Source organism: Streptomyces hyaluromycini (assembly GCF_002217755.1).
GTDB classification, from domain to species: Bacteria; Actinomycetota; Actinomycetes; order Streptomycetales; family Streptomycetaceae; genus Streptomyces; species Streptomyces hyaluromycini.
Genome location: NZ_BCFL01000020.1, coordinates 234,496 through 260,230, shown reverse-complemented (window position 1 = coordinate 260,230; position 25,735 = coordinate 234,496). Strand labels below are relative to the sequence as shown.

Sequence of the window (25,735 nt, the reverse complement as noted above, 5' to 3'; positions counted from 1 at the left end):
GGGGTGGGATCGGTTGTGGGGGTACTGCGGGCCGGTGGGGGCTGGTCGCGCCCACGCGGCGGAGCCGCATATTGACACAGCCCCGCGCCTCTAACGGGGCGCAAGGCTCACGGCGTTCGCAGCGACCACCGCTCCTATCGCCGCCCACTCCGGCGCTCCCAGACTCTGTCCCAGCACCGCCCACCCCACCACCGCCGCCAGTACCGGGTTGACGCTCATGAACAGGCCGAAGGTCTGGGGCGGGACCTTGCGTAGCGTCAGCAGGTCGGCCAGGTACGGCACCGCCGACGACAGGACGCCCGCCGCCACCGCGCACAGGACGGCTCCGGTCGTCGGCGGGTGCCTTGCCGCGACCAGGACGCCGATCGGCAGGAACGTCAGTGCCGACACGCTCGCGGCCGCCGCCGGGCCCTGCGCCCCCGGTATCCGGCGCCCGAGCACCCGGTTGAGCAGGATGTACGACGCCCAGCAGCCCGCTGCCACCAGGCCCAGCCCCATCCCGGCGTAGTCCGTGGACGGCTGCGGGCGCATCAGCACCACCACCCCGGCCGCCGCCAGCACCGCGCACCCCGCGTCCAGCCGGCGGCGGGAGGCGGCCAGGGCGATGGTGAGCGGGCCCAGGAACTCCAGGGTGACCGCCAGGCCCAGGCCGACCCGGTCGATCGCGGTGTACAGGGTCAGGTTCATCGTGCCGAAGACCAGCGCCAGCAGCAGCACCGGCCACCACTGAGGCCAGGTGAAGTCCCGCGGCCGGGGCCGGCCGACGGCCACGAGGACGAGCGCGGCCACGTACTGCCGTACCGCCACCACCCCGAGCGGGCCGAGGACCGGGAAGGCCAGGGAGCCGATCGCCGCGCCGGTCTGGTTGGACAGGCCGCTGCCGAACATGGTCGCCACGCCGGAGAGCCGGGTCGGCGCGGACGGCACGACCGCGGGGGAGGAGACGGGGCGTTCGGGGGCTCGTCGCATGGGAGGAGGGTCCGCCCGACCCGTCCTTGCGCAAAATGCATGCGGCCCGGAATCTATACGCTGTCCGTATGGATGAGGTCGAGCTGCGGCAGCTGCGCTGTCTTGTCGCCATCGTCGACGAGGGCAGCTTCACCGACGCGGCGATCGCCCTGGGGGTGTCCCAGGCGGCCGTCTCGCGCACCCTGGCGGCCCTCGAACGCGCGCTGGGCGTACGACTGTTGCGGCGTACCTCGCGCGCGGTGACCCCGACGGCCACCGGACTGCGGGTGGTGGCCCGCGCCCGGCGGGTGCTGGCGGACGTCGCCGGTCTGGTCCAGGAGGCCGGCTCGGGGCACAACCTGCTGCGCATCGGCTATGCCTGGTCGGCCGTGGGCCGGCACACCGTCGCCTTCCAGCGGGACTGGGCCGCGGCGTGCCCCGGGACCGATCTGCAGCTCGTCCGGGTCAACACGGCCTCCGCCGGCCTCGCCGAAGGCATCTGCGACCTCGCGGTGGTGCGCCGTCCGGTGGAGGACCGGCGGTTCGACTCGGCCCTCGTCGGGCTGGAGCGACGGCTGTGCGCGCTGGCCGCCGACGATCCGCTGGCCCGGCGCCGGACCGTACGCCTGGCCGACCTCACCGGCCGGATCCTCCTGGTCGACCGGCGTACCGGCACCACCACCCCGGAGCTGTGGCCGCCGGAGTCGCGGCCGGCCGTCGAGGAGACGCACGACGTCGACGACTGGCTCACCGCCATCGGCGCGGGCCGTGCGGTCGGTGTGACCGCCGAGTCGACCGCCAACCAGTACCCGCGGCCCGGCGTCGTCTACCGGCCGGTCCGGGACGCCGAGCCGGTCGCCGTCCGGCTGGCCTGGTGGCGGGACGATCCGCACCCCGCCCAGCAGGCCGTTCTCGAACTGCTCAGTGACCTGTACCGCAGCGGCTGAGCGCACGGTCCGCCGGATTGCCCCGGCAATACGGCAGACAAAATTGTTGACAATCTTGTTTGGCTAGATTTACGTTCGACAGGCACTCACTCAGGGAGGGCGCAATGCCGAAGGAAGCCCGTCCGAGCACCGGAGAGCAGGCCAAGCAGCATGCGTTCACGCTGCTGCGGCAGGCGATCCTGCACGGCGAGATGGCCCCGGCCCAGCGGCTGGTGGAGAACGAGCTCGCCGAGGAGTTCGGTGTGACGCGGGCCAGTATCCGTGCGGCACTGATCGATCTGGAGGCCCAGGGACTGGTCGAGCGGATCCGCAACCGCGGCTCGCGGGTGCGGGTGGTGACCGTGGAGGAAGCGGTCGCGATCACCGAGTGCCGCATGGTCCTGGAGGGACTGTGCGCGGCCAAGGCGGCCGTCGCGGCCAGCGACGAGCAGCTCACCGAACTCGCGGACCTCGGGGCGGCCATGACCAAGGCCGTCGCCGACGGCGAACCGGTCACCTACTCCGAGCTCAACCACGCACTCCACGACAGGATCCGGGAGATCTCCGGCCAGCAGACCGCCGTGGAGCTGCTGGAGCGGCTCAACGCCCAACTGGTGCGGCACCGCTTCCAGTTGGCGCTGCGCCCGGGACGTCCGCAGCAATCCCTGAACCAGCATCTGGCGATGATCGAAGCGATCAGGGCCAGGGATCCGCAGGCGGCCGAGGCGGCCGTCCGCGCCCACCTCACGAGCGTGATCGACGCACTGAGCGACTGAGAACGCCCGGGGCTGGGTGGGCGCACACCTGTCCACCAAGGAGAGTTTTTCAATGACGCACGCCAACGCGCCCGCCGAAACCCCACCGCGATCCACCCTGGTCGTCACCGCGCACGCCGGGGACTTCGTGTGGCGGGCGGGTGGAGCCATCGCCCTGGCCGCGTCCCGGGGTGAGAAGGTCACCATCGCGTGTCTGACCTTCGGCGAGCGCGGCGAGTCCGCCAAGGCGTGGCGCGAGGGCAGGAACCTGGAGGAGATCAAGGCGATACGCCGGGAGGAGGCGGAGAAGGCCGCCGCCGCGCTCGGCGCCGAGGTCCGTTTCTTCGACGCGGGCGACTACCCGCTGGTCGCCTCCGCCGAGCTGACCGACCAGCTGGTCGCCGTCTACCGCGAGACCCAGCCCGACGTCGTGCTCACCCACCCCGTCGAGGACCCTTACAACGGCGACCACCCGGCCGCCAACCGGATGGCTCTGGAGGCCCGCATCCTCGCCCAGGCCATCGGGTACCCGGGCGCGGGCGACATCATCGGCGCCCCGCCGGTCTTCTACTTCGAGCCGCACCAGCCCGAGATGAGCGGCTTCCGGCCCGAGGTCCTGCTCGACATCACCGAGGTCTGGGACACCAAGCGCAAGGCGATGGAGTGCCTCGGCGCCCAGCAGCACCTGTGGGCCTACTACACCGACCTCGCCGTCCGCCGCGGCGTCCAGCTCAAGCGGAACGCCGGCCCCAACCTGGGCCTGGCGCACAACACCATGGCCGAGGCGTTCATGCGGCCGTTCCCGCAGATCGCGAAGGAGCTGGCATGAGCGGCGTGATCGTCACCAACCCGCCGAAGGCGGAGCTGAAGGACGTCGACGCCCTCGCCGGCTTCGGTGTCGCCACCGTGAGCGAGGCCATGGGGCGAACCGGGCTGCTCGGTCCGGGGATCCGGCCGATCCAGCAGGGCGTACGGGTCGCGGGCACGGCCGTCACCGTGCTCAGCTGGCCCGGCGACAACCTCATGATCCACGCGGCCGTCGAGCAGTGCGGCGAGGGCGACATCCTGGTCGTGACCACCACCTCGCCCTGCACGGACGGGCTGTTCGGCGAGCTGTTCGCGACCGCGCTGAAGCAGCGCGGGGTGCGCGGGGTGGTCCTGAACACCGGTGTCCGCGACACCCAGGAGCTGCGGGACATGGGCTTCGCCGCCTGGTCCCGGGCGGTCTCCTCGCAGGGCACGGTCAAGGCCACCGGCGGCTCGGTCAACGTGCCGATCGCCGTCGACGGGCAGGTGATCAACCCGGGTGACGTGATCCTCGCCGACGACGACGGGGTCGTGGTCGTACCGCGCGAGCGTGCCCGCGAGACGGTCGAGAGGTCCGAGGCCCGCGAGGCCAAGGAGGCCGCGACCCGCGCCGCGTTCGTCGACGGCCAGCTGGGCCTCGACCGCTACGGGCTGCGGGAGACCCTTCAGCGCCTCGGCGTCGAGTACAGGTCGTACGAGGAGTACACCCAGTGAGCGGGCCCGCGGAGGTGCGCTGCATGCTGATGCGCGGCGGCACCTCCAAGGGCGCCTACTTCCTGGCCGAGGACCTGCCCGCCGACCCCGCCGCCCGTGACGGCCTGCTGCTGCGGGTGATGGGCAGCCCCGACCCGCGCCAGATCGACGGCCTGGGCGGGGCGCACCCCCTCACCAGCAAGGTGGCGGTGGTCTCGGGGTCGGACGACCCGGAGGCGGACGTCGACTACCTCTTCCTCCAGGTCGCCGTCGACCGGCCGGAGGTGACCGACCGTCAGAACTGCGGGAACATCCTGGCCGGGGTCGGCCCGTTCGCCGTGGAGCGGGGGCTCGTGGTCCCCGGTGACGGCGAGACCTCGGTACGGATCCGGATGCTGAACACGGGGGAGCGGGCCGTCGCCACCTTCCCGACCCCGGGCGGGCGCGTCGACTACACCGGGGATGCCGAGATCTCCGGGGTGCCCGGCACGGCCGCCCCGGTGGTGATCGAGTTCCCGGCGGGGGAGAGTCCGCTGCTCCCCACCGGCAGCGTCCGCGACACCGTCGCCGGAACCGCGGTGACCTGTGTCGACAACGGCATGCCGACCGTGCTCATCGCGGCGAGCGCCCTCGGCGTCACCGGGTACGAGGCGCCCAAGGACCTGGAGGAGGACCTGGCGCTCGCCGATCGGCTGCACGAGATCCGGCTGGCGGCGGGCAGGCTGATGGGCCTCGGGGACGTCGAGACCGCCACCGTGCCCAAACTCAGCCTGCTCGCCCCGCCCCGCGACGGCGGCGCGGTCACCACCCGGACCTTCATCCCCGTCCGCTGCCACACCTCGATCGGTGTCCTCGGCGCCGCGAGCGTGGCCGCGGGGCTCAGGCTGCCCGGCGGCGTGGGGGAGCGGATAGCCCGGCTCCCGGACCACGGCGACCGGGTCCGCATCGAACACCCCACCGGATTCCTGGAGATCGACACCAGCGTCGACCCCGGCTCCGACGGCTCCCCGCCGGCCGCCCGCCGCACCGCGGTCGTCCGCACCGCCCGCAAGATCTTCGACGGCACCGTCTTCCCGCGCGCCGCCGCCCTTCCCGCACGACCTCAAGGAGGCAACGATGGCTCCGCCGCTCGGTGACATCGCCCATATCGGCCACGCCCAGCTGTTCACCCCGGACCTGGACGCCAGCGTCGCCTTCTTCACCGACTACCTCGGACTGACCGTCAACGGCCAGGACGGCGACACCGTCTATCTGCGCACGTACGACGACTACGAGCATCACAGCCTGGTCCTCACCGCCCGCGATCGGCCGGGCCTCGGCCGGCTCACCCTGCGCACCTCCAGCGAGGAGGCCCTGCACCGCCGTGTCAAGGCGGTCGAGGAGGCGGGCGGCACCGGCCACTGGGTGGAGGACGAGCCAGGCCTGGGCAAGCTCTACGTCACCGCCGACCCGGACGGCCACGAGCACGCCCTCTACTGGGAGAGCGAGCACTACCGGGCCCCCGAGGAGCTGAGGCCCGCGCTGAAGAACCAGCCGCAGGCCAAGCCCAACCGGGGCGTCGGTGTGCGCCGCCTGGACCACGTCAACTTCCTGGCCGCCGACGTGCTCGCCAACTCCGAGTTCCAGGAACACGTGCTGGGCGCCAGGCCGACCGAGCAGGTCCGCCTCGACAACGGGACCATCGCGGCCCGCTGGCTGACCTTCACCCAGAAGTCGTACGACGTCGTCTACACCTCCGACTGGACCGGCTCGACCGGACGGCTGCATCACATCGCCTTCGCGACCGACACCCGTGAGGACATCCTGCGCGCGGCCGATCTCGCCATCGACACCGGCGTGTTCATAGAGACGGGCCCGCACAAGCACGCCATCCAGCAGACGTTCTTCCTGTACGTCTACGAGCCGGGCGGCAACCGCATCGAGCTGTGCAACCCGCTCACCCGGCTGGTGCTGGCGCCCGACTGGCCGCTGGTCACCTGGACCGAGGCCGAGCGGGCCAAGGGGCAGGCGTGGGGGCTCAAGACGATCGAGTCCTTCCACACGCACGGGACGCCACCGGTCGGCTGATCCGGGTTCGGTCTCTGGGGGGTGGGCGACGCGTCACGGCACGTTGCCCACCCCCTTTTCCACAGTGGCCGGATTGTTGCTGTGATTGTTGACAAAAGTGTTGACGTTTTTGGTCGCCGATCCTTAGCGTCTACGCACCACGGGTCAGCTGCACGAGCCGCGTCGACCCCCCCTCTACCGCTTCCCCTCCAGGGAACGCATCCTGGACGAGAGGAAAACAAAGATGTCCTCCTCAACCGCCCTGTCCGCTCGCGGCAGCAAACTGGCTCAGCTGGTTGTCGGCCTGTGCTGGCTGGCCGTGCTCTTCGACGGCCTCGACATGTTCATCTACGGCTCGGTGCTGCCCCACCTGCTGGAGACCAAGACCTTCGGCATCACCCCGGACAAGGCCGGCGACCTCGGCTCCTACGCCACGTTCGGCATGCTGGTGGGCGCCCTGACCGCGGGCACGATCGCGGACCGGATCGGCCGCAAGCAGCTGATGATCGCCTGCGTCACGCTGTTCTCGCTCGCCTCCGGCATCTGCGCGATCTCCGGCAGCCTCGCGGTCTTCGGCCTCGGCCGCACCCTGGCCGGCGTCGGCCTCGGCGGTCTGCTGCCGACCGCGATCAGCATGGTCTCCGACTACGCCAAGGGCGGCCGGATCGCGATCACCATCGGCGTGCTGATGACCGCCCACCACGCGGGCGGCATCCTCTCCGCCTACGTCGCCAAGTGGCTGGTCGACCCGTACGGCTGGCGCTCCGCCTTCTGGGTCTGCGTGCTCCCGCTGCTCTTCGTCCCCGTCCTGCTGAAGTTCCTGCCCGAGTCGCTGAGCTTCCTGGTCGCCAAGGGCCGCACCGAGGAGGCCACCGCCCTGGCCGACCGCTACGAGGTCGAACTGCCCGCCGTCGCCGCCAAGAAGACCGCCGCCGACCGCTGGGACGCGCTGCGCGGCCTGTTCCGCGGCGGCGAGTGGCTGCAGACCCTGCTCTACTGGCTGGCCTCCTTCGGCGGCCTGCTGCTGGTCTACGGCGTCGCCACCTGGCTGCCCACCCTGATGCGCACCGAGGGCTACGAGCTCGCCAACGCCCTGACCTTCGTGGTCGTCTTCAACCTCGGCGGCATCGTGGGCATGCTGGTCGCCGGGCGGGCCGCCGACCGGTTCGGCGCCCCGCGCATCGCGGCGATCTGGTTCGCCCTCACCGCCGCCGGCGTCTACCTGCTCAGCGTCCACATGCCGATGGGCGTCACCACCGTGGTCGTCTTCCTCACCGGCGTCTTCCTCAACAGCGCCCAGACGATGATCTACGCGACCGTCTCCATCCGCTCCACCCCGGACAACCGCGCCACCGCCGTCGGCTGGACCTCCGGCATGGGCCGCTTCGGCGCCGTCTTCGGTCCCTGGCTCGGCGGCCAGCTGCTCGCCGCGGGCAACGGCGACTGGGGCTTCACCGCCTTCGCGCTGGCCGGTGTCTCCTCGATGGTGTTCATCGGTATCGCCGCCCTGCGCTCGGCCAGGCAGCCGCAGGCCAGCAGCGACCAGGAGAAGCTGGTCGCCGCCCACTGACCGGCCCCCCCGGCCCGGACCGGCGCCGCGCTCCTTCCACGGGCGCGGCGCCTTCCTACTGCTCGCCGGCGGGCTCCGCCTCCAGTCCGGTGCAGGCCAGCCGTCCCGCCACCTCGGCACACGCCTCCACGCCCCGGGGGGCCGGCACCGCGAGCATCGGGCTGGTGTAGCCGACGGAGTCCTCGGCGGGATAGCTCGCGGAGAGCACGTCCTGCCCGGCCCGGACCGAGACCTCCCGGGCGTGCGGGGTGTGCGGCCGTACCTCGGACCATGCGGTGCCGCAGGCGGGGGACCAGCGCAGCCGGACGTCGTAGGCGGGGTCGGTGACGGTGCTCTTGGTCTGCGCGTCCCGTGCGCAGTCCGAGGCGTCCGGCAACTCGCCCTGGCAGGACCGGCCATGACAGCGCGGTGCCCCCGACACCGGCTGGGCGCCCTGCGCACCCCGCCGGTCCGAGACGGTCACGGCGGTCGCGGTCACCCCGGCCACGGCGAGCAGGGCGAGCGCGGTGAGCGGCAGCCGCCACCAGCGCCTCGCCTGCCGCTGTTCCTGGACCGCCTCGGCGACCGGCGGTTCCTCGGGGGCCTCGCACAGCGCCAGCACGGCCGCGGGGTCGGCGCCCGCGAGCCTGGCCAAGGCCTCCACGGCCGGGCGTGGCGGCCGTTTGTCGCCGGAGAGATAGCGGTGCCAGGCGGACTTGCTGTAGGGGGTGCGGGCGGCCAGCGCCGCGAGGCTCAGTCCCGTACGCTCCTTCAGTTCGCGCAGCCTCGCCGCCGGCGACTCGTCCGGTGGGGTGGTTCTCGCTCCTTCGGAGTGCGGCATGTCACTTGCCTCGACTTCATTACGCTATGGGCGTTTCGCCCCTGTTGTCGGAATGGCTTCCCATCGGGACCGGGCCCGCAATCGGCGAACAGGTGTGAAGACGGTGAATCGAGGGGTGCATGTCGAAGGCCTGTTCGGGAACACGGGGTTCCCGAACAGGCCTCTGGGGTCAGGGAGTACGGCGGTGCGAGCCCGTCAGCACCACGGGACGGCGTGGCCGACCCGGACGTAGTGGGCGGAGACGTACCCCTTGTGCTGCGGGAGCCGGTACCAGGTGTGGTTGCCGCGCACCGAGCCGCCGTACGTCTTGCAGGTCAGCGGGACGAGGTGGTTGTGGCGGCGGTGGCTCACCACGCGGTAGCGGGTGCTCGGGCCGGAGCGCACGTTGAGCCGGACGTGGTGCGTGGTCACCCGGCCGACGGTCCGGTACGTGTGGTGGCGGTGGTGGAGGCGGTGGCCCGCCGGTGCGGGCAGGGTGGTGTAGTTGTAGAACTGCACGATTCCCTGGGGCGCGGGGACCGGGGTGGCGGCGCTCGCGGTGGCGGCCCCGGCCGTGGGCAGGAACGCGAACACCGCGACCGTGGCCAGCAGGCCGTTCTTCAGGATCCGACGGGACATGGAAACCTCCGTGCTGTCGTGCTCGTGACCACGAAGCGTGATCACGAGTCGGAGCGTTTCCGTGCCGGACCCTCACCATGTCGTCCCCGCGTGCCCTGGAACGGCTGGGACGTCCCAGGGCACGCGGGCTCAGCCCATCTGGTCCTCGGCCGACAGGTGCTCGACCGTCTTCCCGGTGGCCGTGAAGGTCCGTGTGACATACCCCGACGAATACACCCACAGGATCCGCAGCGGGGTGTCGCCGACGTTGCGGAACAGGTGGGGGACGGGGGACGGGACGTACGTGGTGTCGAACCGCTCAAGGCGGGTCACCTCGCCGTCCACCCACACCTCCGCCTCGCCCTCCAGGACGGTGACGTGCTCGTCGCAGTTGTGCGAGTGCAACGGCGCCCCGGAGCCCACCGGGTAGACGCTCATCCCGCTGGTGATGAGGTTCTCCCCGCCCGCCGACGGCGTGGTGATCAGCGGTGTCGACAGCACCGCCCCGCCCCGGTCCAGCAGGGGCACGGACGCGGCCTTGATGATCGTGGTCATCCGGGGGGTTCCTCTCCAGTGCGACGTACCTGACACGCGGACCGACAGTAGGCCGCGGGCGCGCGAACGGGTGCCCCCTGGCGTGCAGTTTTACCTTGCGCTCCGGGAGGTGTGAGCGTCCGCGAAGCGGCTGTAGCGTCACCAGGCAATCCACGGCCGCCGGAGAGAAAAGGCAGGTACCGGCCCCATGAGGCTCCCCGTTCTCAGCGAAGACGACATGGACCCGCGCCAGCAGGAGCTGGCCGCCCGGATCGCGGGCCGCCGCGGCGCCGTCCGCGGCCCGTTCCGGGTCTGGCTGCACAGCCCGGAGATGTGCGAACGCGCGGAGTCCCTCGGCGCCTTCGCCCGCTTCGACTGCAGCCTCCCCAAGCACCTGCGCGAACTGACCCTGCTGATGGCCGCCCGCAACTGGGACGCCCAGTACTCCTGGAACGCCCACGTCCACCAGGCCGTCGAGGCCGGTATCCCGGAGGCGGCCGTACAGGCCATCGCCGAGAGGCGCGAGGCGGTCTTCGAGGACGAGGCCGACCAGGCGTTCTACCAGTTCTGCCGGGAGGTCCTGGAGGAGCACTTCGTCACCGACGAGACCTTCGCCCGCGCGCTGGCGCACTTCGGCCCCAAGGGACTGGTCGACACGATCGGCGCGCTCGGCAACTTCACCATGCTCGGCATGTGCCTGAACACCTTCCAGGTGGACCTCCAGGCCGACCGGGAACCGCCGTTCCCGGACATTCGCGGCTATGGCCGGATCGCCCCGGACGGAGCCCGGTCCAGCGTCTGACCATGAGAAACGCGGCCGATCTTTTAAGCGGGGAGACGTTGACAGGATTGCCGACATTCTATTTGTGTGGGTGACCAGCGCGGGCGAGCCGCACGCGCGTTCGGAGGAAAAATGGATCGCTTGCTCCTCATGCACAGCTTCGTGACCGTCGCCCAGGTCGGCAGTTTCAGCGGGGCCGCCAAGAAACTGGGTTCGTCCGGCTCCCTGGTGTCCCGGCACGTGGCGGAGCTGGAGCGGCAGATCGGCGTACGTCTGGTCAACCGCACCGCCCGTTCCGTGAGCCTCACCGAGCCGGGCCTGCGGTACGCCGAGTTCGCCGCCCGCATTCTCGACGAGATCGAGGCCGAGGACGCCGGCATCGCCCAGCTCCACGACCGGCCCGAGGGCACCCTCAGCGTCATCTGTCCCAAGTGGATAGGAAGCCTCGACCTCGGGGACGCCATTGCCGCGTTCTCGGCGACGCATCCGAAGATCCAGATCCGGTTCGAACTCGGCGGGATGTCGGACCGTACCTACGATTTCCTGGACAGCGGATTCGACGTCGCCTTCCACACCCGGGACCTCAGGGACTCCAGCGTCCGGCTGAAGAAGATCGCCTCACTGCCGTTCGTGCTGTGCGCCTCCGCGGAGTACGTCGAACGCTGCGGGACGCTCGACCACCCGAACGACCTCGCGGCCCACGACTGCCTGGTCCACCTCAACGACCCGGTCTGGCGGATCGGCCACGGGCACACCAGCACCCTGCACAAGATCCGCAACATCGCGTTCTCGTCCAACTCCTACATCGCCCTCCAGAAGGCGGCGGTGCACGGCCGCGGCATCGCCCTGCTGCCCCAGCGCCCGGTCTACGACGACCTCGTCTCCGGCGCCCTCCAGGTGCTGCTGCCCGGCCTCGCCGTACCCGACCGCCCGCTGTACGCGATCTACGGCCCCGGACAGGACACCCCGCGCAAGATCAGCGTCTTCCTGGACTTCCTCGCCGAGTGGTTCGCGCAGAACCCGATTCCCGCGATCCGGTCGTAGGCCGGGCGGCCCGCGGCCCGAGTGGCCCAAGCCGCAAGAAACGCTTGCGCATTCCGTAGAGCTCAGGCCATTGAGCCCCTCGCGAGCCGAAATCTACGCTCGCGAGGCGACCCGGAAACGAGGAATCCATGGGAATCCAGAGAATCGAATCGGTCACCTACGGCATCGACGACCTCGGCGTATGTGTCCGGTTCTTCGACGACTTCGGGCTGTCGGCGGTGGAACGGACCGACGAGCACGCGGTGTTCGAGACCCGGACCGGCCAGACCCTCCACCTCGACACCCTGCCGTCGCCGTCGCTGCCGGCCCCTGTCGAGGACGGGCCGACGCTGCGCGAGGTCGTCTGGGGCGTCGACACACCGCAGGAGCTGGAGCGGCTCGTCGCGGAGGCGGGCCGGGACCGCGAGGTCCGGGAGAGCGCCGACGGCGTCCACCACACCGTCGACGAGACCGGCTTCGGCGTCGGCCTGACCCTGGCCCGCCCCGCGCCGGCCCCGGTCACCCCCCGCCCGGCCAACACCCTCGGCAGCGTCACCCGCTGGAACACCGCCCTGGAGCCGATCACCCGGGTCCGCCCGCTGCGCATGTGCCATGTCGCCCTGAACATCCCCAAGGAGGGCCGCGAGGCCGCCGTCGGCTTCTACGTCGACCGGCTCGGGTTCCGCCCGACCGACGTGGTCGAGCCGATGGGCGTGTTCATGCAGGCCCCCGGCGACGACGACCAGCACACCATGCTGCTGTGCCACCGCCCCGACAAGGCGGGCGTCAACCACATCGCCTACGAGGTGCCCGGCTTCGACGACGTGATCGAGGGCGGCAACTACATGATCGAGCACGGCTGGCGGGAGGCCCGCAGGCTCGGCCGGCACACCATCGGCTCCAACGTCTTCCGCTTCCTGCACGCCCCGTGCGGCGGCCGCGTCGAGTACGCCGCCGACATGGACCGGGCCGACGAGAAGTACGGCACCCGGGTCCACGAGACGACCCCGCCGCACCACATCTGGGCCCTGCGCACCAACCGCGACCAGGAAGCCCCCACCGCGTCCTGAACCTGGTCCCGAACCTGAGAGGGCACCCCTTCATGACCACCGACCACGGCTATCCCGCCGTCCGCATGCACATAGCGGGCGAGTGGTGCCAGGGCGGCTCCGGACGGACCGCCCCCGTCGTCAACCCGGCCACCGAGGAGACGATCGGCGAGGTCCCCCTCGCCACCCCCGCCGACCTGGACCGCGCGCTCGAAGCCGCCGAGCACGGATTCAGGGTGTGGCGCGCGACCTCGATCGCGAAGCGCAGCGCGATCCTGGACCGCGCCGCCGACCTGATCGCCGAACGCGCCGCCGCCATCGGCCGCGTTATGACCCTGGAGCAGGGCAAGACCCTCGCCGAGTCGACCGGCGAGGCCAAGCGGACCGCCGACACCCTGCGCTGGCACACCGAGGACGCCCGGCGCGCGTACGGCCGGATCATCCCGTCCGCGCCCGGCACGGTCCTCACCGTCCGCCGCGAACCCATCGGCCCCGTCGCCGCCTTCGTCCCCTGGAACTTCCCGGTCGGCGGACCCAACCGGAAGATCTCCTCGGCCCTCTCGGCCGGCTGCTCGATCGTCATCAAGGCCTCCGAGGAGACCCCGGCGACGGCCGCCGCCCTGGTGGAGTGCTACGCGGACGCGGGCCTGCCCGCCGGGGTGCTCAACCTGGTCTTCGGCGAACCCGCCGAGGTCTCCGCCCGCCTCATCGCCTCTCCGGTCACCCGGATGATCGCCTTCACCGGCTCGGTGCCCGTCGGCAAACTCCTCGCCGCCGAGACCGGCAAGGTCATGAAGCCGTCCCTGATGGAGCTCGGCGGCCACGCCCCGGTCATCGTCTGCGCCGACGCCGACCCCGGACAGGCCGCCCGCCGCGCCGCCCAGGCCAAGTTCTTCAACGCCGGCCAGGTGTGCACCTCACCCAGCCGTTTCCTGGTCCACGAGTCCCTGGTCGAGGACTTCACCGCCGAGTTCGTGAAGGCCGCCGAGTCGCTCGTGGTCGGCGACGGACTGACCCAGGGCACCACCATGGGCCCCCTCGCGAACGAACGCCGGCTGCGCTCGACCGAGCGGCTGACGGCGGACGCGGTCAGCAAGGGAGCCACCGTCCGCACCGGCGGCGAACGGCTCGACCGCCCCGGCTACTTCTTCGCCCCGACCGTCCTCACCGACGTACCGGCGGACGCCGACCTGCTGTCCGAGGAGCCGTTCGGGCCGCTCGCACCGATCGTGCCGTTCAGCGACCTCGACGACGCCCTCGCCACCGCCAACTCCCTGCCCTACGGGCTGGCCGCCTACGGCTTCACCAGGTCGGCCGCCACCGCCGAGAAGCTCTCCGACGGACTGGAGGCCGGCATCCTCTCCCTCAACCACTGCGGCGGCTCGGTGCACGAGGCGCCCTCCGGCGGGGTCAAGGACAGCGGGTACGGCCGCGAGGGCGGGCCGGAGGCGCTGGACGCCTACCTGGTCACCAAGCGCGTCTCCCACCTGCTGACGCCATGAGGTACGCGCGAGTTTCGGTGGAGGGCCGGGCGGTCTGGGGCCGGGTGCGGGAGACACGCGTCGAACTGCTCTCCGGGTCGCCGCTGGAGGGCGAACCCGACGTCCTCGGCACGATCCCCGTCGCCGGGGCCCTCTGGCTGCCGCCCGTCGTCCCGGGCGTCTTCTACGCCGTCGGCTACAACTACCCGCGGCACATCGAGCACATGGGCGCCGCGACCCCCGAGCGTCCCGAGGTCGGCTACCGGGCCAACAACGCGCTCACCGGCCACCGTTCACCCATCGTGAAACCGGCCGAGGTGACCGGACGCTTCGAGGCCGAGCCGGAACTCGTCGCCGTCATCGGCCGCACGCTCCGGTACGCCGACCGCGACGAGGCCCGCAAGGCGGTGTTCGGCTGGACCATCGGCAACGACGTCAGCGCCCGCACCTGGCAGCACCAGGACCGCACGTTCTGGCGCAGCAAGAACAGCGACACGTTCAAGCCGATGGGGCCGTGGATCGAGACCGAGGTCGACGCGCTCGCCCAGACGACCACCCTGAGCGTCAACGACGAGGTGCGCGCCACGTTCCCGACCGGGGACATGGTCTTCGACCCCTTCGACTTCATCGTCGAGATCACCAGGCACATCACCCTGCACCCCGGTGACGTGCTGTGGATGGGCGCCGAGTCCACCTGCCAGATCGAGCCCGGCGACACCGTCAAGGTCGCGATCAGCGGTATCGGCGTGCTGTCCAACCCCGTACACCCGGAAGGCAACCACTCATGACCGCGGAACCCCGCTACATCCACCACGTCAACTTCCCCACCACCGACCCCGATCGCACCGCCGCCTGGTACACCAAGGTCTTCGGGATGAAGCGCATCATGCCCAAGTCCAACACCCGCGTGGTGCTGATGACCCGGGGCACCTTCGACCTGCACTTCACCCCGGTCGAGGAGATGGAGCGCATGGCGCCCTACCACTTCGCCGTCGAGGTCGACGACTGGGACGACTTCCTCGCCCATCTCAAGGAACTGGGCATCCGGCACACCCGGCCGATCGAACGCCCCGAGAACCAGTCCAAGTTCTGCTACATCCACGACCCCGACCACACCATGATCGAGCTCGTCTACCACAGCCGCCGCCCCAACTAAGCGCATCAGTACGGGAGTTCACCCCATGCCCCTCGCCGACTCCGACGGCACCTCCATCTACTACGAGCGCCACGGCAGCGGCCCGGCGATCCTGTTCGTACACGGCAGCGGCGGCCACCACGCCGCCTGGTGGCAGCAAGTGGCCGCACTGCGAGAGGAGTTCACGGTCGTCACCGTGGATCTGCGCGGCTTCGGCAAGTCCGACTCGTCCATGGCCGAGTTCGACGGCCAGGACTTCCCCGGTGACGTGGTCGCCGTCCTCGACCAGGAGGACATCACCGACGCCATGCTGGTCGGCCAGTCCATCGGCTCCGTCGCCGCCCTGCGCGCCGCGCTGCTGCGCCCCGAGCGGGTCTCCTCGGTCGTCCTCGGCCATTCCCTCGGCGGCATCAGCCACCCCGAGCTCAGGGAACTGGCCGCCGCCGACCGCGCGGAAGCCGTGAAACTGCCCGTCATCGACCGGCTGCTGACCAGGTCCTTCCAGCAGGAGCGGGCCGACCTCACCTTCCTCTTCCAGCAGATGGGCACGTTCAACGTGGCCAGGATGCAGGACCTGCGCAACCTCGACACCGACGGCCCGACCCTGGACGAGATCACGGCCTCGGGCGTGCGGGTCGCCTTCCTCGCCGGGGAGAGGGACGCGGTCCTCAGCGTGAAGACCGTCACCCGCGCCCACGAGCTGCTGGCCGGCTCGCACCTGGAGATCGTCCCGGACGCCCCGCACTCCATGTACTGGGAGGCGCCCGAGCAGTACAACACCGCCGTCGCCCGGCTCCGCCGCACCCTCACCGCACCGAAGGAAGCAGCATGACCAGCCTCACCCTGGCCGCCGCCGAGGAGATCATCGGCGCCGCCCACCAGCGCGCCCAGGAGATCGGCAAGGCGGTGAGCGTCGCCGTCGTGGACGCCGGCGGCTTCCCGATCGTCATCCGCCGCCCCGACGGCGCCCGCCCGCTCACCCCCGACATCGCCCGCGCCAAGGCCTACACCGCGGCGATCATGCAGCGCCCCGGCAAGATGCTGAAGAAGTGGCAGGAGTCCCAGCCGGTCTTCTTCTCCCAGCTCTCCCAGCTCCCCGGCGCCGCCCTGCCGATCATGGCCACCGAGGGCAGCCTCACCATCAAGAAGGACGGCGAGATCATCGGCGGGCTCGGCATCGCCGGCGGCACCGCGGACGAGGACCAGCAGATCGCCGAGGAGGTCCTCAAGTCCCTCGGCTACGAGCTGGAGTTCGCGGCCTGGGGCGTCGCCGGCGGAAAGGACTGACACCATGGCGGACACGTTCAACTACCGCATCGACCACCACGGCAGCCTGGTCCGCCCGGCAGGCCTGTCCACCGCCGACCCGGAGGCCGTCGACACGGCGGTCCGGGAGGCCGTCGCCTACCAGCGCAAGCTGCGCTCCACCGTCGTCACCGACGGCGACTTCCCCCGCGAGGACTTCCGCAGCGCGGTCCTCGACGGCGTGTCGGGCTTCCGCCGAACCGACGAGGCGGGCCCGGACGGCCTGGTCCGCTGGGTCGCCGAGGCACTGCCCAAGGCCAACGGCCCGCTGCTCGCCGACTGGGCCGCCAAGCTCGCCGAACTGACCGTGATCGCCCCGAAGGCCACGCTGCCCTCTCCGGCGTATCTGGCGGCCACCACCTTCCAGCCGGGCCTCGGCGTCTCCTCGGCCCGGGAGCTGGGCGAGGCCCTCGCGGAGATCGTCCGGGCCGAGATCGAGCTCCTGGTGTCGAGGGGCGTCCGCCTGATCCAGCTCGACAACCCGCTCCTGCTGGCCCAGTTGAGCACCGACCCGGCCGGCCCCGGTGCCCTGTCCTTCGCGGACGCGCTGGCCGTCGACGCCCTGGCGGTACGGCTGGACGAGCGCCCGGAGAGCGTCCGCATCGGTGTCGCCCCCGGCTGGTCGGCCCCGTCCGAGCTGGACCGGGCCCGCGCCGAGCAGCTGTACGCCACCGTGGGCGCCGACCGTTGGATCCTCCCGTTCGACCAGGGCACGCAGGCCGAACTCGACCTTGTCAAGGCGCTCCCGGACGACAGGGACTTCTGCCTGGGCGTGGTCGACGCGACGGCGCCGGAGCTGGAGGACATCGACACGGTGATGTCCCGTATCGACGCGGTCGGTGAATTCAAGGACCTGGAGGACGGCGCGGTATCCCCGTCACGGGGCTTCGCGGACGTGGCTGCGCAGCCACTGCTGACCGCAGAGGACCAACAGCGCAAACTGGTGCTGGTCGAGACCATCGCCCGTTATTGCTGGGGCAACGAGTTCTGACCGCTGATCTGCCGACTGCGGCGCCGTCGTGGCTGGTCGCGCAGTTCCCCGCGCCCCTGAAGGGGCGCTCGTGCAGCGCCCCTTTCTTTTAGGGGCGCGGGGAACTGCGCGCGCAACCACAGTCCACCCGCGCCCTCTCCACCGGCACCAGCCCGGCAGACGCTAAAGAACCTCGGCAAACGTCACCGTGCGCTCCACGAGCAACGGCCACACCACCCCCACGACGACCTCCTTGAAGTGCTCGGCCGCCTTGTGCGCCTCGAACCCCTCCCGGTCGGCGTACCGCTCGTACAACAGGAACCCACCCGGCTCACCCTCCACGACGTGCACGTCGTACATCAGGTTCGCGGGCTCCGTCCGCGTGGCCTCCCGCGCCTTGAGCAGCGCGGCGCGCACCGCGGCCTCGTCGGCGGGCGCGCAGCGATAGTGGGCGACGACTGTGTATGCCATCCGTCTTCTCCTCAGGTCTTGTCCGGCCCGCCCGATTCCAGCATGGATCATGCGCCCGACGGCCCCCGCACAGTGCAATCAATGCCTGCCCCCGCGGGTCTGGTGGACCCCCTCCCACATGGTGTGTTGTCGCAAACGGCCCGCACGGCCGGCACCGCGGACGACTAAGGAAGTGATCTCCATGCGCACTCTGGAAACCCTCTCCGGCGGGGAGTGGGTGAGGACCGGCGAATGGATCGACGTCCACGACCCCGCCGATGTCCGCACCCCCTTCGCCCGCGTCCCGGCCCTGTCCGCCAAGGACGTCACCAGGGCCTACGACCACGCCGAGCGCGGCTTCGCCGTCTGGAAGCGCACCAGCCCCTTCGAACGGGCCCGGGTCTTCACCGAGGCGGCCCGGCTGATCCGGGAGCGGGCCGGGGAGATCGCCGCCGACGTCACCGCCGAGAACGGCAAGACCCTGGCCGAGGCGACCGGCGAGACCCTGAAGGCCGCCGACTTCCTGGAGTACTACGCGGGCCTCGCCCGCCAGGGCTACGGCACCCTCCTGCACGACGTGCGCCCGGACCACCGTACGCACACCCAGCGCGAGCCGATCGGCGTGATCCTGGTGATCAGCCCCTGGAACGACCCGCTGATCACCCCGGCCCGCAAGCTCGCCCCGCTGCTCGCCACCGGCAACGCGGCCGTGTTCAAGCCGGCCACCGAGACTCCCCTGGCAGGGCTCCACTTCGCCCGCGCCCTGCACGACGCGGGCCTGCCCGCCGGCGTCCTCAACGTCGTCACCGGCCGGACCGCCGAGATCGAGGAGGCCCTCCTCGACGACCCCCGGATCGTCGGCATCACCTTCACCGGCTCCAACGCCGTGGGCAACCGCATCCGGCGCCGCCTCGCCGACCGCAACGTCCGCTTCCAGGGCGAACTCGGCGGCAAGAACGCGTCGGTGGTGCTGCGCGACGCCGATCTGCCGGCCGCCGCGAAGGCCGTCGTGGCCGCCTCCTTCGGCCAGGCCGGGCAGCGCTGCACGGCCACCAGCCGGGTGATCGTGGAGCAGCCGGTGCACGACGAGTTCGTCACGCTGCTGGTCGCGGAGGTGCGGGCGCTGACCGTCGGCCCGGGCACCGACCCCGCCACCACCCTGTGCCCGCTGTCGAGCCCGAAGCAGCGCGACAGCGTCCTCGCCGACCTGGGCAGGGCGGTGGCGCAGGGCGCGACCGTGCTCACGGGGGGCGGGGCGGACGCCGACCGGCCGCACGGCTGCTACGTGGAACCCACCGTCCTCGCCGGTGTCACCCCGGACATGGCCGTCTGGCGGGAGGAGGTCTTCGGGCCCGTCCTCGCCGTCCGCGCGGTCGGCGACTTCACCGCGGCCGTGGAGGCGGTCAACGACTCCGGCTTCGGGCTCGCCGCCGCCGTCTTCACCCGCGACCTCGGCTCGGCGTACCGCTTCGCCGACGAGGCCGAGTGCGGGCAGGTCGCGGTCAACACGACGACCACCGGCTGGGACGTCCATCTGCCCTTCGGCGGCTTCCACGACTCCGGCACCGGCTACAAGGAGCAGGGCGAGGAGGTCCTGAGGTTCTCCACGCGCGTGAAGACGGTGGCCGTCCACTTCGGTGCCCCGGGGCGGGCCGATGGCTGACGAGACGGTCGGCGTCGTCGGCGCCGGCATCGTGGGCCTGGCCACGGCCCGCGAGATCGCCCTGCGCCGCCCCGGCACCCGGGTCGTGGTGTTCGAGAAGGAACAGGAGGTCTCCCGGCACCAGACCGGCCACAACTCCGGTGTGGTGCACGCGGGCATCTACTACACGCCCGGCAGCCTCAAGGCCGACCTGTGCGTGCGGGGCGTGTCCCTGCTGCGCGAGTACTGCCAGGACCGGCGGCTGCCGTACGACGAGATCGGCAAACTGGTCGTGGCGGTCCGCGAGGACGAGCTCGGCCGGATGCAGAACCTGTACGAGCGGGCGAAGAACAACCACGTGCCGGAGCTGCGGAGGATCTCCCGGGCGGAGATCGGGGAACTCGAACCGCACGTCGGCGGTATCGCGGCCCTGCACTCCCCGCGCACGGCGATCACCGACTACCCGGCGGTCGCCCGCGCGTTCGCCAAGGACGTCGTGGACTCGGGCGGCGAGGTGCGCCTCGGCTTCCCGGTCACCTCGATCACCACCGTCCCCGGCGGGATCGAGGTCGCCTCCGGCCAGGACCGCGTGCGCGTGGACCGGCTGATCCTCTGCGCCGGCCTCCAGTCCGACTCCGTGGCCGGGCTCGCCCAGGACAGGCAGGAGCCCCGGATCGTCCCCTTCCGCGGCGAGTACCTGCTGCTCAAGCCGGACCGGGCCCATCTCGTGCGGGGCCTCGTCTATCCGGTGCCCGACCCGCGCTACCCCTTCCTCGGCGTGCACTTCACCCCACGCGTCGACGGCTCGGTGGAGGTCGGACCCAACGCCGTCCTCGCCCTCGCCAAGGAGGGGTACCGGCGCAGCCGGGTCTCACCCCGGGACCTGCTGGCCCTCGCGGCCTACCCGGGCACCTGGCGGATGGCCGGCCGGCACTGGCGTACCGGCGTCAAGGAGTACCGCGGCTCCTTCTCCATGGCCGCCTTCATGAAGGACGCCAGGCTGTACGTCCCGGGCGTCGGCGTCCGTGACGTGGTGCGCGGCGGCGCGGGCGTACGGGCGCAGGCGCTGGACCGCGACGGCACGCTCGTCGACGACTTCCGCATCCACCGGGTCGGCCGGATCACTGCCGTACGCAACGCCCCCTCGCCGGCGGCCACGGCCTCCATGGCCATCGCCGAACACATCACGGCGGCCGTCTTCGACGACGCCTGAAGCGGCGGCCATATGCCCCGCGAACAGCGCACTTCCGTGCAACAACAGCTTGCGCTCCGGGATCTCCGCAAGAGCCCGCGGTTTGCCTAGCGTTCCTTCCGTACCACCCCAAGCCTTCGTTCGAGAGAAAGAGTTCGCGCCATGTTCGTCGTCGACACGCAGATCCACATCTGGAAGGAAGAGACCCCGGACCGCCCCTGGGTGCCCGGCGCCCGGGAGCGGATCCGGCTCAACGGCCACCGCGAGGACCCCTTCTCCTACGAGGAGGCCCTGGAGCTGATGGACGAGGCCGGCGTGAACCGGGCGCTGATCCTGCCGCCGTCCTGGGAGGGCGACCGCATCGACTACGCCCTGGAGGCCTGCGAGGCCCACCCGGACCGGTTCGGCATCATGGCCCGCATCCCGCAGAACAAGCCCGAAGAGGGCAAGGCCATGCTCAAGGACTTCGCGCAGAACCCGCACGTGAAGGGCACCCGGCTCACCTTCCACCGGCCGCAGGACCGCAACTGGATGATCGACGGCACCAACGACTGGTACTGGCCGATCGCCGAGGACCTGCGCATCCCGACCATGGTCCACGCCCCGATCTGGAAGCGCGAGCTGGGCGAGATCGCCGCCAAGCACCCCGAGCTGAAGATCATCATCGACCACATGGGCATCATGGCCCGCTGCGTCGACGACGCGATCGGCTACTGGGTCTCGGAGACCGCCGACCTGCACGTCCACCCGAACATCTACGTCAAGGTGTCGGCGCTGCCGGGCTACTCCACGCAGCCCTTCCCGAACAACAACATCCAGAAGTACGTGCGCGAGATGGTCGACAAGATGGGCCCGCAGCGCTGCTTCTACGGCACCGACATCACCCGGCTGCTCGGCCACGGCATCACCTACACCGACACGATCGAGCAGTTCACCAAGCACTGGGACTTCACGGCCGAGGAGCTTGAATGGATCATGGGCCGCGGTATCTCCGAGGTCCTGAACTGGCCGATCGAGGGCTGAGGAAACACGGGCGATGACCAACAACCCACGGACCGACGGCGGCGACGCCGTCGTCTCCGCCTTCAACGCGGCGGGCGCCGACTACGTCTTCTGCTCCTCGGGGTCCGAATGGGCCCCGGTGTGGGAGGCGCTGGCCCGCCGCCACCGCGACGGCGAGCCCGCTCCGCGGTACCTCGACCTGACCCACGAGACGGTCGCCGTCGGCATGGCGACCGGGTACGGGCTGGTCGAGCGCCGCCCGCAGGGCGTGCTGCTGCACGCGGCGCCGGGCCTGCTCCAGGGCTCGATGGCCGTGCACGGCGCGCTGCTGGCCGGCGTGCCGATGGTGGTCGCCTCCTCGGAGTCGACGACGTACGGCGACGCCCCCGGCCACGACCCGGGCGGCCAGTGGTACCGCAACCTGTCGATCGTGGGCGGCCCGCACGGCATCGCCCAGCCGTTCACCAAGTGGTCGACCGAGGCCGCCAGCGTGCACACGCTGCCGGTCATGATCACCCGGGCGGCGGAACTGGCCCGGCGGGCCCCGGCCGGACCGGCGTACTTGAACATCCCCCTGGAGATCCTCCTGGAGGAGTGGGACGGCCGCGAGGCCAAGCCCGTCGTGCCGCCGGGTTCGACGCACAGTTCGCCGGAGGAGGTCGATCCGGTCGCCCAGCTGATCCGGGAGGCGGCCAACCCCGTGATCGTCACCGAGACGGCGGGGCGCGAGGCGGGCGGCTTCGAGGCCCTGGTCGCCTTCGCCGAGGCCTGGAACATCCCGGTCGTGGAGCCGGACTCGGCGGTCTGCGGCAACTTCCCGCGCACCCACCCGCTGCACGCGGGCAGCGACATCGGGCCCTGGATGGACGAGGCGGACCTGATCCTCCTGGTCAACTGCCGGGCGCCCTTCTACCCGCCCTCCCGCCGCCCTTCCAAGGCGAAGATCGTCGTCATCGACGAGGTCCCGCAGCGCCCGCACGTCGTCTACCAAGTGCTGTTCGCCGACACCTACTTGGAGGGCAACGTCGCCAACACGCTGCGCCAGCTGACCAAGCGGGCCAAGGACCTCGACGAGCGGGCGGTCGAGGTGCGCAGGGCGGCGCAGGAGGAACGGCACGCCGCCGAGCAGTCCGCGATCGCGGCGGCGGAGGCGAAGGCGGCCGAGGCCAAGGGCGTCGACCCGGTGCTGGTGGCTGCCACCCTGCGCACCCTGCTGCACGGGCAGGACGCCATCGTCGTGGACGAGACCATCACCCACAGCCGGGTCGTCAAGCGCCATCTGCGGACCGCCGACCCGGACTCCTACTTCTACGTCCAGGGCGGACTCGGCCAGGGCATCGCGGTCGCCCTCGGCGTCAAACTCGCCGCGAAGGAACGGCCGGTGGTCCTCACCATCGGCGACGGCGCCTTCACCTACAACCCGGTGATCCCCTCGTACGACGCCTCGAACGCGTACGAACTGCCGCTGCTGATCGTGGTGTTCAACAACCGTGTCTACAAGTCGATGAACCTCAACCACCGCCGCTTCTACCCCGACGGCGCGGCCGCCGAGACCGGCGAATGGCTCGGCACCGATCTGCACCGGCTGCCCCGGCTCGCCGCGTTCGCCGAGCCGTTCGGCATGCACACCGAGACCGTCGACACGTCGGAGGCGCTCGCGCCGGCGCTGGAACGCGCCCTCAAGGCCGTGGCCGAGGGTACGACCGCCGTCGTGGACGTCCTAGTCACCCGCTAGCCCAGGAGACACACCGCAACCATGTCCAGTACCCCCACCAAGATCCTGGTGCCCGCCGACGACCTGCGCACCTTCTCCGCCGCCCTCCTCGAGAAGGGCGGCCTGAGCGCCGAACACGCCCGGACCACCGCCGACGTGTTCGTCTGGGCCGCGCAGCGCGGCGTCGACTCGCACGGCACCGCACGCGTCCCCGCCTACCTGGACCTGCTCGCCAAGGGCGTCGCCAACGCACAGCCGCAGATGACGATCGAGTCGACGGCCCCGGCCGCCGCCGTCCTCGACGCCGACCGCGCCCCCGGTCCCGTCGCCCTGACCGCCGCCGCCGACGAGGCGGTACGGCGGGCCCGCGAGACCGGCATCGCCTCGGTCGGCGTGCGCCGCACGGTGCACACCGGCGCCATCGGCTACTACGTGTCCCGGATCGCCGAACAGGGCCTGGTCGGGCTCGGGTTCGTGGCCGGCATGCCCAACATGGGCTACACCGGTGTCAAGGGCGCGGCCGTCGCCACCAGCCCCCTCGCCATCGCCGTACCGGCCCGCGAACACGCCCCGCTGCTGCTGGACATGGCCACCGCCACCATCGCCCTCGGCAAGATCCGCCAGGCGAAGGCGGCCGGCACGCCGTTGCCGGAGGGGGCCGCCGCGACGGCGGACGGCACCCCGACGACCGACCCGGAACGGGCGGTCATGCCCCTGCCGCTGGGCGGCGCGAAGGGCTCCGGGATATCCCTCGCCTTCGAGCTCCTGACCAGCGTCCTGGTCGGCGCGCCGATCTTCGCGGCCTTCCACGCGGGCGACCGCAAGCACCGGCAGAACGCCCTGCTCATCGCCGTGGACCCGGCCGCTTTCGGCGACCCGGAGGCTTTCGCCGCGGGCGTCGACGACACCCTGGGCACGCTGAAGGGGCTGCCGGTCGCGGACGGCGCGGACGGGGTGTTCTACCCGGGCGAGCGCAGTGCGGCGGTGGCCGAGGAGCGGGGCGCGAAGGGCATCCCGGTCGCGCCGAAGGTGTGGCGCGAACTCACCGAGCATGCCGACCGGTTGGGCGTAACTGCGCCGCGCCTCGAAGGCTAGGCGCTCCGCTGGAAGTGCCGCGATCTGCCGACTGCGGCGCCGTCGTGGCCGGTCGCGCAGTTCCCCGCGCCCCTGAAGGGGCGCCCGTGCAGCGCCCCTTTCATTTAGGGACGCGGGGCTGTAGTTGATGTGCGGCTACCGCCGCGTGGGCGCGACCAGCCACCGACGACGGTCGGTCGCCCACTCGCAGCACATCCCGAGCTCTCAGGCGCCCTGGCCCTGAACCGCCCGCACATGACGCGCGATGAGCGCATAGACCTCCCGCGCCTTCACGTCGTCCTTGCCGTCGTACCCGTGGTCCACGCCGCCCACCTCGTGGTGTTCCACCAGTGCTCCCACGGCCCCGAGCCGCGAGGCATACCGCTCGCCCTCCGCCCGGAGCAGGTCGTACTCGGCGGTGATCACCAGCGCCGGGGCGATGCCCGTCAGGTCGGCCGTGTCGGACGGGTGGGCGGGGGAGACCAACGGGTCGGCACGCCGCTTCGGCTCCGGGACGTACGCCGAGTTGAACACGTCGGCCATCCAGGGCCGCAGCATCGGCCTGGCGATGGCGGCCTGCTTGTCCGCGGCGTCCGTCGCCAGGTCCAGCGGGGGATAGTGGAGGACCTGGAGGGCGATCGAGGGGCCGCCCTCGGCCAGCGCCTGCCGGGCCACCGCCGCCGCGAGTCCGCCGCCGGCGCTCTGCCCGCCGATGGTCAGACGGGCGCCGTCCCAGCCCTGTTCGGCCGCGTGTTCGGCGACCCAGCGGACCACCTCGTAGGCCTGGCGCGGCGGAGCCGGGAAGGGATGCTGCGGGGCGACGACGTAGTCGACGTTGACCACGGCCACCCCGGCCTCGGCGGCCAGGAACCGGCAGAGCGGGTCGTCGAGTTCGGTGAGCGACATGACGTAACCGCCGCCGTGGAAGTTGACGTGCACCGGGGGAGCGGGCGCCGTGACCGGCGGCAGGTACACCGTGGCGCGGGCCGAGGCGACGGATGTCGGGATGGTCAACGTCCGTACTGTGCGGGGGAATTCGGGGAACCGGGCATGCGAGGCGGCGTCGGAGCCCGGACCGCTCGGGCGCCGGCTCGCGAACCCGGTCAGGCGCTGCAAGGTCTTCGCGGCGAGCGCGGCGGCCGAAGGGCGGGCCAGCAGGGACATACGGCTCCGATCGGGAGGGGCCTGCGCCACGGGGCGGCACCTGCCGGGCGACGGTCG

General features: G+C 71.4%; 27 protein-coding genes. 21 read left to right on the top strand and 6 right to left on the bottom strand.

All coding sequences use genetic code 11. From position 1 onward, the window contains the following. Window positions 1-90 precede the first annotated feature (90 nt). The gene (locus SSP29_RS22980; protein WP_150134728.1) at window positions 91-969 is read right to left on the bottom strand and encodes an EamA family transporter; all 879 of its coding nucleotides are present in this window, start codon (window positions 967-969) and stop codon (window positions 91-93) included. A 68-nt stretch (window positions 970-1,037) separates the two neighbouring features. On the opposite strand from SSP29_RS22980, the gene SSP29_RS22975 reads away from it, so the two are divergent. The 7 genes from SSP29_RS22975 to SSP29_RS22945 all read left to right on the top strand — a co-directional run bounded on the left by SSP29_RS22975 (window position 1,038) and on the right by SSP29_RS22945 (window position 7,745). After that, window positions 1,038-1,895 (top strand): LysR family transcriptional regulator, encoded by an 858-nt coding sequence (locus SSP29_RS22975; protein WP_089102635.1) that lies wholly within the window; start codon window positions 1,038-1,040, stop codon window positions 1,893-1,895. Between the two features lie 104 nt (window positions 1,896-1,999). Further along, on the top strand, window positions 2,000-2,650 hold the full coding sequence (locus SSP29_RS22970; RefSeq protein WP_089102634.1) for a GntR family transcriptional regulator: 651 nt from the start codon (window positions 2,000-2,002) through the stop codon (window positions 2,648-2,650). Window positions 2,651-2,702: 52 nt separating this feature from the next. After that, window positions 2,703-3,458, top strand: coding sequence for a PIG-L deacetylase family protein (locus SSP29_RS22965; protein ID WP_089102633.1), 756 nt, complete (start codon window positions 2,703-2,705; stop codon window positions 3,456-3,458). After that, window positions 3,455-4,150 carry a 4-carboxy-4-hydroxy-2-oxoadipate aldolase/oxaloacetate decarboxylase gene (locus SSP29_RS22960; protein WP_089102632.1) on the top strand — a complete coding sequence of 232 codons (696 nt, stop codon included), beginning with the start codon at window positions 3,455-3,457 and terminating at the stop codon, window positions 4,148-4,150. Before SSP29_RS22965 ends, SSP29_RS22960 begins: the two co-directional genes overlap by 4 nt. Next, a complete protein-coding gene (locus SSP29_RS22955; RefSeq protein WP_089102631.1) occupies window positions 4,147-5,265 on the top strand; it encodes a 4-oxalomesaconate tautomerase in 1,119 nt (372 codons plus the stop codon). Before SSP29_RS22960 ends, SSP29_RS22955 begins: the two co-directional genes overlap by 4 nt. Next, window positions 5,246-6,196 (top strand): catechol 2,3-dioxygenase, encoded by a 951-nt coding sequence (locus SSP29_RS22950; RefSeq protein ID WP_089102630.1) that lies wholly within the window; start codon window positions 5,246-5,248, stop codon window positions 6,194-6,196. The genes SSP29_RS22955 and SSP29_RS22950 overlap by 20 nt, the downstream gene beginning before the upstream one ends. Window positions 6,197-6,419: 223 nt before the next feature. Further along, on the top strand, window positions 6,420-7,745 hold the full coding sequence (locus SSP29_RS22945; RefSeq protein ID WP_089102629.1) for an MFS transporter: 1,326 nt from the start codon (window positions 6,420-6,422) through the stop codon (window positions 7,743-7,745). 55 nt (window positions 7,746-7,800) lie between these two features. Here SSP29_RS22945 and SSP29_RS58585 read toward each other — a convergent pair whose 3' ends face one another. From SSP29_RS58585 to SSP29_RS22930, 3 genes are all read right to left on the bottom strand, one after another. Beyond that, window positions 7,801-8,565, bottom strand: a complete 765-nt coding sequence (locus SSP29_RS58585) for an XRE family transcriptional regulator (protein ID WP_150134726.1) — start codon at window positions 8,563-8,565, stop codon at window positions 7,801-7,803. A gap of 195 nt (window positions 8,566-8,760) precedes the next feature. Continuing rightward, window positions 8,761-9,183 carry an SH3 domain-containing protein gene (locus SSP29_RS22935; RefSeq protein ID WP_089102628.1) on the bottom strand — a complete coding sequence of 141 codons (423 nt, stop codon included), beginning with the start codon at window positions 9,181-9,183 and terminating at the stop codon, window positions 8,761-8,763. 129 nt (window positions 9,184-9,312) lie between these two features. Beyond that, complete coding sequence (locus tag SSP29_RS22930; protein ID WP_089102627.1) at window positions 9,313-9,717, bottom strand: cupin domain-containing protein; 405 nt, start codon at window positions 9,715-9,717, stop codon at window positions 9,313-9,315. 217 nt (window positions 9,718-9,934) lie between these two features. On the opposite strand from SSP29_RS22930, the gene SSP29_RS22925 reads away from it, so the two are divergent. The 9 genes from SSP29_RS22925 to SSP29_RS22885 all read left to right on the top strand — a co-directional run bounded on the left by SSP29_RS22925 (window position 9,935) and on the right by SSP29_RS22885 (window position 17,461). Further along, the gene (locus SSP29_RS22925) at window positions 9,935-10,498 is read left to right on the top strand and encodes a carboxymuconolactone decarboxylase family protein (protein ID WP_089102626.1); all 564 of its coding nucleotides are present in this window, start codon (window positions 9,935-9,937) and stop codon (window positions 10,496-10,498) included. A 111-nt stretch (window positions 10,499-10,609) separates the two neighbouring features. Next, a complete protein-coding gene (locus SSP29_RS22920; RefSeq protein WP_089102625.1) occupies window positions 10,610-11,521 on the top strand; it encodes a LysR family transcriptional regulator in 912 nt (303 codons plus the stop codon). A gap of 128 nt (window positions 11,522-11,649) precedes the next feature. Next, entirely contained in the window at window positions 11,650-12,570 is a 921-nt protein-coding gene (locus tag SSP29_RS22915) for a VOC family protein (protein ID WP_089102624.1), read from the top strand. A 32-nt stretch (window positions 12,571-12,602) separates the two neighbouring features. Continuing rightward, window positions 12,603-14,051, top strand: coding sequence for an NAD-dependent succinate-semialdehyde dehydrogenase (locus tag SSP29_RS22910; RefSeq protein ID WP_089102623.1), 1,449 nt, complete (start codon window positions 12,603-12,605; stop codon window positions 14,049-14,051). Then, entirely contained in the window at window positions 14,048-14,818 is a 771-nt protein-coding gene (locus SSP29_RS22905) for a fumarylacetoacetate hydrolase family protein (protein ID WP_089102622.1), read from the top strand. Before SSP29_RS22910 ends, SSP29_RS22905 begins: the two co-directional genes overlap by 4 nt. Then, a complete protein-coding gene (locus SSP29_RS22900) occupies window positions 14,815-15,186 on the top strand; it encodes a VOC family protein (protein WP_089102621.1) in 372 nt (123 codons plus the stop codon). Before SSP29_RS22905 ends, SSP29_RS22900 begins: the two co-directional genes overlap by 4 nt. Before the next feature lie 25 nt (window positions 15,187-15,211). Continuing rightward, window positions 15,212-15,997, top strand: a complete 786-nt coding sequence (locus tag SSP29_RS22895) for an alpha/beta fold hydrolase (RefSeq protein ID WP_089102620.1) — start codon at window positions 15,212-15,214, stop codon at window positions 15,995-15,997. Next, complete coding sequence (locus SSP29_RS22890) at window positions 15,994-16,452, top strand: GlcG/HbpS family heme-binding protein (RefSeq protein ID WP_089102619.1); 459 nt, start codon at window positions 15,994-15,996, stop codon at window positions 16,450-16,452. Before SSP29_RS22895 ends, SSP29_RS22890 begins: the two co-directional genes overlap by 4 nt. Before the next feature lie 4 nt (window positions 16,453-16,456). Continuing rightward, the gene (locus SSP29_RS22885) at window positions 16,457-17,461 is read left to right on the top strand and encodes a uroporphyrinogen decarboxylase/cobalamine-independent methonine synthase family protein (protein ID WP_089102618.1); all 1,005 of its coding nucleotides are present in this window, start codon (window positions 16,457-16,459) and stop codon (window positions 17,459-17,461) included. A 162-nt stretch (window positions 17,462-17,623) separates the two neighbouring features. On the opposite strand, the gene SSP29_RS22880 is transcribed toward SSP29_RS22885, so the two are convergent. After that, entirely contained in the window at window positions 17,624-17,911 is a 288-nt protein-coding gene (locus SSP29_RS22880; RefSeq protein ID WP_089102617.1) for a putative quinol monooxygenase, read from the bottom strand. Window positions 17,912-18,092: 181 nt separating this feature from the next. Between SSP29_RS22880 and SSP29_RS22875 the strand changes: the two genes are divergently transcribed. The 5 genes from SSP29_RS22875 to SSP29_RS22855 all read left to right on the top strand — a co-directional run bounded on the left by SSP29_RS22875 (window position 18,093) and on the right by SSP29_RS22855 (window position 24,535). After that, a complete protein-coding gene (locus tag SSP29_RS22875; RefSeq protein ID WP_174855994.1) occupies window positions 18,093-19,553 on the top strand; it encodes an aldehyde dehydrogenase family protein in 1,461 nt (486 codons plus the stop codon). Then, a complete protein-coding gene (gene lhgD / locus SSP29_RS22870) occupies window positions 19,546-20,745 on the top strand; it encodes an L-2-hydroxyglutarate dehydrogenase (protein WP_089102902.1) in 1,200 nt (399 codons plus the stop codon). The genes SSP29_RS22875 and lhgD overlap by 8 nt, the downstream gene beginning before the upstream one ends. Before the next feature lie 141 nt (window positions 20,746-20,886). Further along, window positions 20,887-21,747: an amidohydrolase family protein gene (locus tag SSP29_RS22865; RefSeq protein ID WP_089102615.1), complete on the top strand. Its 861-nt coding sequence runs from the start codon at window positions 20,887-20,889 to the stop codon at window positions 21,745-21,747. Window positions 21,748-21,760: 13 nt separating this feature from the next. Further along, window positions 21,761-23,461, top strand: coding sequence for a thiamine pyrophosphate-dependent enzyme (locus SSP29_RS22860; protein WP_089102614.1), 1,701 nt, complete (start codon window positions 21,761-21,763; stop codon window positions 23,459-23,461). Window positions 23,462-23,482: 21 nt separating this feature from the next. Next, the gene (locus SSP29_RS22855; protein WP_089102613.1) at window positions 23,483-24,535 is read left to right on the top strand and encodes an Ldh family oxidoreductase; all 1,053 of its coding nucleotides are present in this window, start codon (window positions 23,483-23,485) and stop codon (window positions 24,533-24,535) included. 204 nt (window positions 24,536-24,739) lie between these two features. Here the strand turns inward: SSP29_RS22855 and SSP29_RS22850 are convergent, their stop codons facing one another. Next, entirely contained in the window at window positions 24,740-25,678 is a 939-nt protein-coding gene (locus SSP29_RS22850) for an alpha/beta hydrolase fold domain-containing protein (RefSeq protein WP_089102612.1), read from the bottom strand. Window positions 25,679-25,735 lie beyond the last annotated feature (57 nt).